This is a genomic window from Aeromicrobium sp. (assembly GCF_049587115.1).
In the GTDB taxonomy this organism is placed as follows: Bacteria; Actinomycetota; Actinomycetes; order Propionibacteriales; family Nocardioidaceae; genus Aeromicrobium.
Window position 1 is genome coordinate 25,151 of the sequence record NZ_JBAVDI010000060.1, and the last position, 8,371, is coordinate 33,521.

General features: G+C 66.9%; 10 protein-coding genes. 7 read left to right on the forward strand and 3 right to left on the reverse strand.

Annotated elements, in window-relative coordinates; translation table 11 throughout:
* The first annotated feature begins 95 nt into the window (after window positions 1–95).
* The 5 genes from WB461_RS05885 to WB461_RS05905 are packed head-to-tail and all read left to right on the forward strand — an operon-like array spanning window position 96 to window position 5,275.
* On the forward strand, window positions 96–890 hold the full coding sequence (locus tag WB461_RS05885; RefSeq protein ID WP_423851793.1) for a phosphoadenylyl-sulfate reductase: 795 nt from the start codon (window positions 96–98) through the stop codon (window positions 888–890).
* A 31-nt stretch (window positions 891–921) separates the two neighbouring features.
* Window positions 922–1,833: a sulfate adenylyltransferase subunit CysD gene (cysD, locus tag WB461_RS05890; protein ID WP_423851794.1), complete on the forward strand. Its 912-nt coding sequence runs from the start codon at window positions 922–924 to the stop codon at window positions 1,831–1,833.
* A complete protein-coding gene (locus WB461_RS05895; protein ID WP_423851795.1) occupies window positions 1,833–3,143 on the forward strand; it encodes a sulfate adenylyltransferase subunit 1 in 1,311 nt (436 codons plus the stop codon). The genes cysD and WB461_RS05895 overlap by 1 nt, the downstream gene beginning before the upstream one ends.
* A gap of 13 nt (window positions 3,144–3,156) precedes the next feature.
* Window positions 3,157–4,380 carry a uroporphyrinogen-III C-methyltransferase gene (cobA, locus tag WB461_RS05900; RefSeq protein ID WP_423851802.1) on the forward strand — a complete coding sequence of 408 codons (1,224 nt, stop codon included), beginning with the start codon at window positions 3,157–3,159 and terminating at the stop codon, window positions 4,378–4,380.
* A gap of 16 nt (window positions 4,381–4,396) precedes the next feature.
* Entirely contained in the window at window positions 4,397–5,275 is an 879-nt protein-coding gene (locus WB461_RS05905) for a hypothetical protein (protein WP_423851796.1), read from the forward strand.
* Between the two features lie 86 nt (window positions 5,276–5,361).
* On the opposite strand, the gene WB461_RS05910 is transcribed toward WB461_RS05905, so the two are convergent.
* The 3 genes from WB461_RS05910 to WB461_RS05920 are packed head-to-tail and all read right to left on the reverse strand — an operon-like array spanning window position 5,362 to window position 6,765.
* Complete coding sequence (locus WB461_RS05910; protein ID WP_423851797.1) at window positions 5,362–5,751, reverse strand: hypothetical protein; 390 nt, start codon at window positions 5,749–5,751, stop codon at window positions 5,362–5,364.
* A complete protein-coding gene (locus WB461_RS05915) occupies window positions 5,744–6,109 on the reverse strand; it encodes a hypothetical protein (protein WP_423851798.1) in 366 nt (121 codons plus the stop codon). Before WB461_RS05915 ends, WB461_RS05910 begins: the two co-directional genes overlap by 8 nt.
* Window positions 6,106–6,765, reverse strand: a complete 660-nt coding sequence (locus WB461_RS05920; RefSeq protein WP_423851799.1) for an alpha/beta hydrolase — start codon at window positions 6,763–6,765, stop codon at window positions 6,106–6,108. Before WB461_RS05920 ends, WB461_RS05915 begins: the two co-directional genes overlap by 4 nt.
* 243 nt (window positions 6,766–7,008) lie before the next feature.
* Between WB461_RS05920 and sigK the strand changes: the two genes are divergently transcribed.
* Both sigK and WB461_RS05930 read left to right on the forward strand, forming a co-directional pair.
* Window positions 7,009–7,605 carry an ECF RNA polymerase sigma factor SigK gene (sigK, locus tag WB461_RS05925; RefSeq protein ID WP_423851800.1) on the forward strand — a complete coding sequence of 199 codons (597 nt, stop codon included), beginning with the start codon at window positions 7,009–7,011 and terminating at the stop codon, window positions 7,603–7,605.
* The gene (locus WB461_RS05930; RefSeq protein ID WP_423851801.1) at window positions 7,602–8,306 is read left to right on the forward strand and encodes an anti-sigma factor; all 705 of its coding nucleotides are present in this window, start codon (window positions 7,602–7,604) and stop codon (window positions 8,304–8,306) included. Before sigK ends, WB461_RS05930 begins: the two co-directional genes overlap by 4 nt.
* Window positions 8,307–8,371 lie beyond the last annotated feature (65 nt).

An 8,371-nucleotide genomic window follows, 5' to 3' on the forward strand; every position in this document is an offset into this window, starting at 1 on the left:
CCGCGATGCGGACACCGCTCCGACTGGTGAGATGCGCGATCTACCGTGAAACCACCGAGGCCGACCGGCCGGGTGAGAGGACAAAGGTGAGTTGCATGACAGAGCCCGGGCTCACCCTTGACGAACGACGCGCGCAGCAAGCGGTGCACGCACGTGAGCGCGCCGCGCACCTGGCGTCCCGTGATCAGCGAGCCCCACGACGGTCCGTCGAAGAGCTGCACGCGGTCGCCACGGCGGCCGAGAAGCGTTTCGCCCGCTCCGACACCGACGAGGTGCTCGCGTGGGTTGCCGAGGAGTTTGGCGACCGAACGGCCGTGGCCTGCTCGATGGCCGATGCCGTTCTCCCCCACGTCGTTGCCGCTCATCTGCCGTGGGTCGACACCCTCTTTCTCGATACGGGATATCACTTCGCTGAGACCCTCGGCACCCGCGACGCGGTCGAGGCCTCCATGCGGCTCACGATCGTCGACGTCAAGCCGCCCCTCAGCGTCATCGAGCAGGACACCGAGCACGGCGCGAAGCTCTACCAGCGAGATCCAGGCTTGTGCTGCGATCTGCGCAAAGTCCAGCCGCTGCACGACTCGCTCCAGGGGTACGAGGCCTGGATCACCGGTGTACGTCGCGATGAGGGACCGACCCGGGCGTCCACGCCCTTCGTCAGCTGGGATGACAAGAACCGTCTGGTCAAGATCAACCCCCTCGCCGCATGGACGTTCGACGAGCTCCTCGCCTACGCAGAGGAGCATGACGTGATCGTCAATCCACTGGTCAGCGACGGGTATCCCTCGATCGGCTGTTCCCCCTGCACCCGTCGCGTCGCACCCGGCGAGGACCCCCGCGCCGGTAGGTGGGCCGGGCTCGACAAGACCGAGTGCGGCCTGCACTCCTGATCCCCTGACCCAGCACCCCGACAAGGCTCCGATGACCCAGACCGACGAACGCCGCCTCACCCAGCTGCAATGGCTGGAGTCCGAAGCGATTCACATCATCCGTGAGGTCGTTGCCGACTTCGACAAGCCGGTGATGTTGTTCTCCGGCGGCAAGGACTCGGTCGTGATGCTGCATCTGGCCGCCAAGGCGTTCTGGCCCTCGCCCGTGCCGTTCCCCGTCATGCACGTCGACACCGGGCACAACTTCCCCGAGGTGCTGACGTTTCGCGACGCGACCGTCGAACGGCTGGGTCTGCGGCTCGAGATCGCGCGCGTCCAGGACTACATCGACGACGGCCGCCTGCGTGAACGCAGTGACGGCACTCGCAATCAGCTGCAAACCCAGCCGCTGCTCGACGGCATCACGGCGGGTCGGTTCGATGCGGTGTTCGGTGGCGGACGTCGCGACGAGGAAAAGGCTCGTGCCAAGGAACGGGTGTTCTCCCTACGAGACGAGTTCGGCCAATGGGACCCGCGCAACCAGCGGCCGGAGCTCTGGAATCTCTACAACGGCCGTCATCGCTCGGGCGAGCACGTGCGTGTCTTCCCCTTGAGCAATTGGACCGAGCTCGACGTCTGGCAGTACATCGCCGCGGAGGAGATCGCCCTGCCCACGCTGTACTACGCCCACCAGCGCGAGGTGTTCGAGCGCGACGGGATGCTCGTCGCCGTCTCCGATGTCTCGGCGCCCGGCGCGGACGAGGTCGTTCAGACGCGGCAGGTGCGCTACCGAACAGTTGGTGACATGTCCTGCACCGGTGCCGTCGAGAGCGACGCGACCACGGTCGAGAACGTCATCGCCGAAGTCGCCGCCACGCGGATCACCGAGCGTGGAGCGACTCGTGCGGATGATCGAGCTTCGGAGGCAGCCATGGAGGATCGCAAGAAGGAAGGCTACTTCTGATGAGGACACTGCTGCGACTGGCTACCGCTGGCTCGGTCGACGACGGCAAGTCCACCCTGGTCGGCCGTCTGTTGTATGACTCCAAGTCGGTGCTGGCCGACCAGTTCGACGCCCTGGAGAGGGTGAGCCGCGATCGCGGTCTCGCTTCAGTCGATCTGGCGCTGCTGACCGATGGCCTGCGCTCCGAGCGGGAGCAGGGCATCACCATTGACGTGGCGTACCGCTATTTCGCCACTGCCGAAAGGTCATTCATCCTTGCCGACTGCCCCGGCCACGTGCAGTACACACGTAACACCGTCACGGGTGCCAGCACGGCCGACGTGATCGTGCTGTTGGTCGACGTGCGGCACGGCATCCAGGAGCAGACCCGTCGTCACCTCGCGGTTGCCTCACTGCTGCGGGTGCCCCACGTGATCGTCGTCGTCAACAAGATCGACCTCGTCGACTTCGACCAACAGATCTACGACCGAGTCTCCGATGAGGTGCTCGCGTCGGCCCGCGCCCTCGGTCTCGACGACGTCGCCACGATCCCGGTCTCGGCGCTCGACGGCGACAACGTGGTCGAGCCTTCACAGCGTACGCCGTGGTACGACGGCCCGAGCCTGCTGACGTATCTCGAGCAGCTCTCCCCCGCCGGCGACCCGCACTCCGAGCCGTTTCGGTTCCCGGTCCAGATCGTCATCCGGCCGCAGTCGGCCGCGGGCGAGGCATTCCGTGACTACCGCGGCTATGCCGGTCAGGTCGCGTCAGGACTCGTCCGCGTGGGCGATGCCGTCACGATCCAGCCCGGCGGACGCGCAAGCACCATCGCCGGCATCGACTTCGCTGGCCGGGAGCTCACGGAGGCGTACGCGCCGCAATCTGTCACTCTGCGCCTCACCGACGACATCGACGTCGCCCGTGGTGATCTCATCGTCACGTCGCGCAGTGTCCCAGCCGTCACGCGGGACATCAACGGCACGATCGCCTGGCTTGCCGATCGCGTGCTGCATCCCGGGACCACAGTGCTCGTCAAGCACGGAACTCGCACCGTTCGGGGCATCGTTCAGGCAATCTGCGGCAAGCTCGACCTCGACGCTGCCCAGCTCGTTCCCGCTGAGACGCTGGGCCTCAACGACATCGGACACGTGACGCTGCGGCTCGCGTCGCCGATCCCCGCCGAGGAGTACCTGCACTCTCGCGTCACGGGCTCCTTCCTGCTGATCGATGCGCAGGACGGAGCCACCCTCGCGGCTGGCATGGTCGGTGACGCGCTGCTCGACACCAGGGCCACCGAGGTCGACCTCCTCGAGACATCGGTGCCAGCGTGACGACGTGGCCGACATGAGCGGCGAGGGCAGCTTCCCGTTGACGCTGCAGGTGAGCGGGCGCCGGGTCGTGGTCGTCGGCGGCGGACATGTCGCCACCCGGCGGACACTCTCGCTGCTGGACGCCGGTGCGGACGTCGTCGTCGTCTCCCCCGTGGTCTCGGACTCATTGGCGTCGCCGATCGGCCGCGGTGACGTCACGTGGCTCGCGCGGGAGTACCGGCCCGGAGATCTCGACGGTGCGTGGCTGGTGCAGACGGCCACCGCCGATCCCCACGTCGACGGTCAGGTCGCTGACGACGCACAGGCGCGACAGATCTGGTGTCTCAAGGGCGGAGACCCGGCTCATGCCACCGCCTGGGCTCCGGCCGTGGCTCGGGTGGATGACGTGACTGTCGCCATCAGTGGTGGCGGCGATGCCGGTCGAGCGGCGGCACTTCGGGACGGCGTCGCCGCTGCTCTACAGTCCGGGGATCTGCCACTGCGGCACCGCACGCACCACCCAGATGGGTTCGTCGCGCTCGTGGGTGGTGGCCCGGGTGACCCGGGACTGATCACGACGCGTGGCCGCCGCCTGCTGGCGGAAGCCGACGTCGTGGTGGTCGACCGACTAGCCCCTCACGGCGTCCTGGCCGAGCTCGCTCCCGATGTCGAGGTCATCGACGTGGGCAAGATGCCGGATCACCACCCCATCCCTCAGCACGAGATCAACGCAATTCTGGTCGACCGGGCCAAGCAGGGGAAGGTCGTCGTCCGACTCAAGGGCGGCGACCCATACGTGTTCGGCAGAGGCGGGGAAGAGCTCATTGCCTGCCGTGAAGCCGGCATCCCCGTCGAGGTCGTGCCCGGGGTCACCAGTGCCATCGCCGTCGCCGCGGAAGCCGGCATACCCGTGACCCATCGTGGTCTGGCCCGCGGATTCACCGTGGTCACGGGGCACGAGTCGCTGGTCGACCTACCGCACGACCGAGCGCACACGGTCGTGATGCTGATGGGGGTCAAGCGACTGCCCGAAACTGTGCGTGAGCTCATGGAGTCGGGTCACGATCCTCAGACGCCAGCCGCGGTGATCGAGAATGGCTACAGCGCGGAGCAGCGGGTCACGGTAGGCACTCTGGCGACGATCGCCGATCGGGCTGAAGCGATCGGCGCGAGATCTCCCGCCATCACCGTCATCGGCGACGTCGTGACCCTGTCGCCGAGCTGGGTGACGGCCCAGGTGCCCCAGCTCAAGGGGTGATGGAAGGAGGCCGACGATGCTGGTCGGCCGCGATCTCGAGCGCGACAATGGTTGGATGATCCGCGTCGCGGCGCTCGGCTGCTTGGCAGCACTGCTGCTGGGTGCCTCTGCCTGCGGCAACGAGCTCGATCAGGTCGCGCTCCCCGATGGAGTCGTGGTCCACATCGACCAGTCACGGGTCGAGCGCAAAGGACGCGTCTTGTTCCTGCGGGTCGAGAACAACACCCGTCGCGATCTCACTATTCGCAAGTACGTGCTGACCTCCCCACGATTCGCAACGGTGCGGTGGTCCGGCATGAAGCAGGTCGGTGCGACGTACGAGGCAGACCTGCAGTTCACGATGCCGCTGGGTCGCTGCGGTACCGACATCGCTGCGATGGTGCGTCTGACCTACCGGCTCGGCGCAGGTCCTGCAAAGGAATCGACTGCTCGGGCAGACGACCGCTATGGCAATGCCGCGGACTTCGCCGATCGGGACTGCGCCCGCACCACGTTGGAGGCCGCCGCGCGCATCGTCGTCGGAGAGCCGCGAGTATCTGGTGCGGGTCGGGCTTCGGTCCTGCAACTGCCCGTCACGATGACGCCCTCAGGTCATCGCGATGACGTTCGCTTCGCCGGCTTTGGGTCGACGGTGCTGTTCCGGCAGGCGCCGGATTCACCGGCCCGGGTCGACGTGCCGCTGGGGCCGGGAGATCCGCCGGCCGCGCTGGTCATGACGGTCGTCCCGGCACGGTGTGATCCGCATGCCTTGGCCGAAGACAAGGTCGGCCGACTGTTCCCGGTCAAGGTCGTGGCTGACGGTGTCGGTGAGCAGGCCTCGTATTTCCTCCCGCTGAGCAGATCACAGCGAAAGGCGTTCTTGGACTACTTCCGTGAGCGTTGTGGTCTGCTGTGAGTCCTGGCCGGCGTGTCGCTACCCGGCCCGCGGCAGCTGCCGGGATTGAATGGCAGTGGCCCTACGCGGTATGAGTGCGTAGGGCCCTAGAACTTCTCGGTCGAGGCCGTCAGGCGCAGCCACCACAGTCCTATCAGCGGCAGAACGAGCGGAATGTAGCCGTAGCCGGCGCCGAATCCCGACCACACTGTCTGGTCGGGGAACAGCTGGTCGTCCGCGAACGACAGCGCGCCGATGACAAGCACACCGATGAGCTCGATGCTGATCGTGACCAGTGCTGTGCGGCGCAGGCTGCGCGCCAGCGCCACGGTCGCGACCACATACACGATGCCAGCGAGTGCCGACATCGTGTAGGCGAAGGGAGCTTCGCCGGCCTTGCTGGCGAGCTGGAAGATCGACCTGGCCGAGGCGGCGAGGGCGAAGACCGCGTAGACGGCCACCAGAGCACGACCGAACCCGCGCGAGGTGTCAGACATAGGACCCTTTCCAGATGCCGAGCAGTCGAAGCACCAGCACAGCGGTCGTGATCATCGCAATGACCACCACGCCGGTCCCCCACCGGGTCTTCTCAGCGATGCCCCACAGGACGGCTGCTGGCGGGATGACGACAATCGTCACGAGGTATGACACGAACAGGACGCCGTCGACATCCCGCGACGTCGTGCTGAGCGCGATCGACGCTCCGACCAGCAGGACGACGAGCAGGATCTCGAGCGCACCGACGGCATAGAACAGCGGATCACCGAGCGGCCTGTCGCGCAGCATGTGCCAGCCCGCGTAGGCGCCGACCAGGACGGCAGCGCCACCGACGAGGTATGCCACGAGATCGGTCACGCGAGGCCTTTGTTCGGCGCCCCCTCGTGCGAGGTGGCGGAGTCCAGAATGTCCAGGAGCGAGTCTTCCACGAAGCGCTGCCACGTCGACCGGCGGCGGAACATGAAGTGCCCGGCGCCGGACAGTGCGGTCCATGTAGCGCTGGCAGCGATGCTCCGGCTGCGCTCGACATACTCCTTGCTGGCCGCCGCCGAGGTCCAGCGATCCGCGGTGCCGTGCAGGACCCGAAGGTGACGACGGGCAATGTGCTGGTTGGGCTCGCCGTTTGGGAGCCACGGGGCGAGCCCGACCACGCCGACGACGGAGGGATGGTCGGCGACCCGGCATGCGGTGCGGCCACCCATCGAATGCCCCACCAGCAGGATCGGCACATCGGGGTGTGCGTCGACGAGCTGATCTAGCGCCCATCTGGCGTCCGCCACCGGAGTGGGACCGGAATCGGAGTTCCAGCCTCGCTGGCCGTACTGCAGCAGGCTCAGCCTCAGATCGGTCCGTTCGGCGAAGTGCTGCAGCGAGCGGGCCATGAGTGCCATCCGCCACCAGCTGGCATGCTTGTTCTCCACCGGCTCCAGGCTGCGCTCCTGACCGCCGTGCAGCAACAGCACGATCGCCCGAGGGTTCTCGGGCGTGCTGTGGTGATCCAGGCGTGCGCTCATGCCATCGATGCTGGCACGCGATCGCGGCGCACGCCAGATGAAGGCGTGCGGGCTGGGTCACGTTCCCCGCCTGCCTCCCCCGGCCCGGGGCGAGGGATCGCGCGCCACTGACGGGCGTCGGCGTCGGCCCCACGGCACATTAGGATGAGGCGCAGAACACACTCGAACTTTGACAGTTTCAACCATCCCCAGGCAAGGCGGCAACGAATGGTTCGTAGGAAGCAGCTACGACAGGAGAATGACGTGACATCAGGTGCGCCGCAGCTCAGGCTTGCGACTACCGATGCTCCGGCGACCCCCGCGGATCTCAGCGATCTCCTCGTCCGCGTCGCCAGAGGCGACGAAGTTGCCTTCGCGGGCCTCTACGACGCGCTCGGAGCTTCGGTCTACGGCCTGGCCAGACGTGTTGTTCGAGATCCTTCGCGCGCTGAGGAGATCTCGCAGGAGGTCTTCATCCAAGTGTGGCAGTCGGCCGTGAAGTTCGACGCCGCACGGGGCAGCGCCAAGAGCTGGATCCTGACGCTCGCGCACCGCCGGGCCGTCGACGCTGTGCGACACGATCAGGCCGCGACGAACCGTGAGAACAAGTACGACTGGTCCAACGGCCCGGATTTCGACGAGGTCGAAGAGACAGTCACGATCAGCCTCGAGCACGAGCAGGTTCGCCGCTGCATGGACGGACTGACCGAACTGCAACGTGAAGCCGTGACGCTGGCGTTCTATCAGGGCTACACGTACGCGGAGGTAGCCGACACGCTGAAGGCCAACCCCGCCACGATCAAAACTCGAATGCGCGACGGAATTGTTCGTCTGCGCGACTGCATGGGAGTGGAAGCATGACCACCATCGATCTACATTCGCTCAGCGCGCCCTACGCGCTGGACGCCGTCGACGCCGACGAGCGCACACGTTTCACCGCGCACCTCGAGCAGTGCTCGACGTGCCGCGCAGAGCTCGACGGCTTCCAGGAGACCACCGCTCGCCTCGGTGAGGCTCTCGCCCACACTCCTCCGCCTGCCCTGCGGGCCCGGCTGTTGAGCGAAATCTCCAGCACTCGGCAGGAGCGCCCCGTCGTGACCTCGCTCGCCGAGCACCGCGGCCTTAGACGCACCTTGCCGCGACTCGCGATGGCCGCTGCGTTTCTCGTCGGCACTGTCGGAGTCGGCGGTTATGCGGTCGAACGCAACAGCGCCAACGACGCCCGTAACGAGTACGCGGCAGTCTCATCGGTGCTGGCTGCGGCCGATGCCACCACGTCGGCGAAGACCTTCCCCGGCGGCGGCAACGTCCGGATGATCTCCTCGGCGGGGCAGGACGCCGCCGTGATCTTCGCCAACGATCTGCCGAGCCCGGGCGCGGACAAGGTCTACCAGGTGTGGATGGTTGACGGATCCGGTGCCACCTCGCACGGCACGTTCGTCACCGATGGACAGATGATCATGAAGGGACTCGACGGTGCCCAAAAGGTCGCCGTGACGGTCGAACCCACGGGCGGCTCCGCGCAGCCCACGACGGCCCCCATCGCGACCATCCCGGTCTGACCGGCACCCGCCTCCCCCCCAGCCCCGCTGACGGGTCAATTCCCGTCCGCTGAGGGGTCACTTTC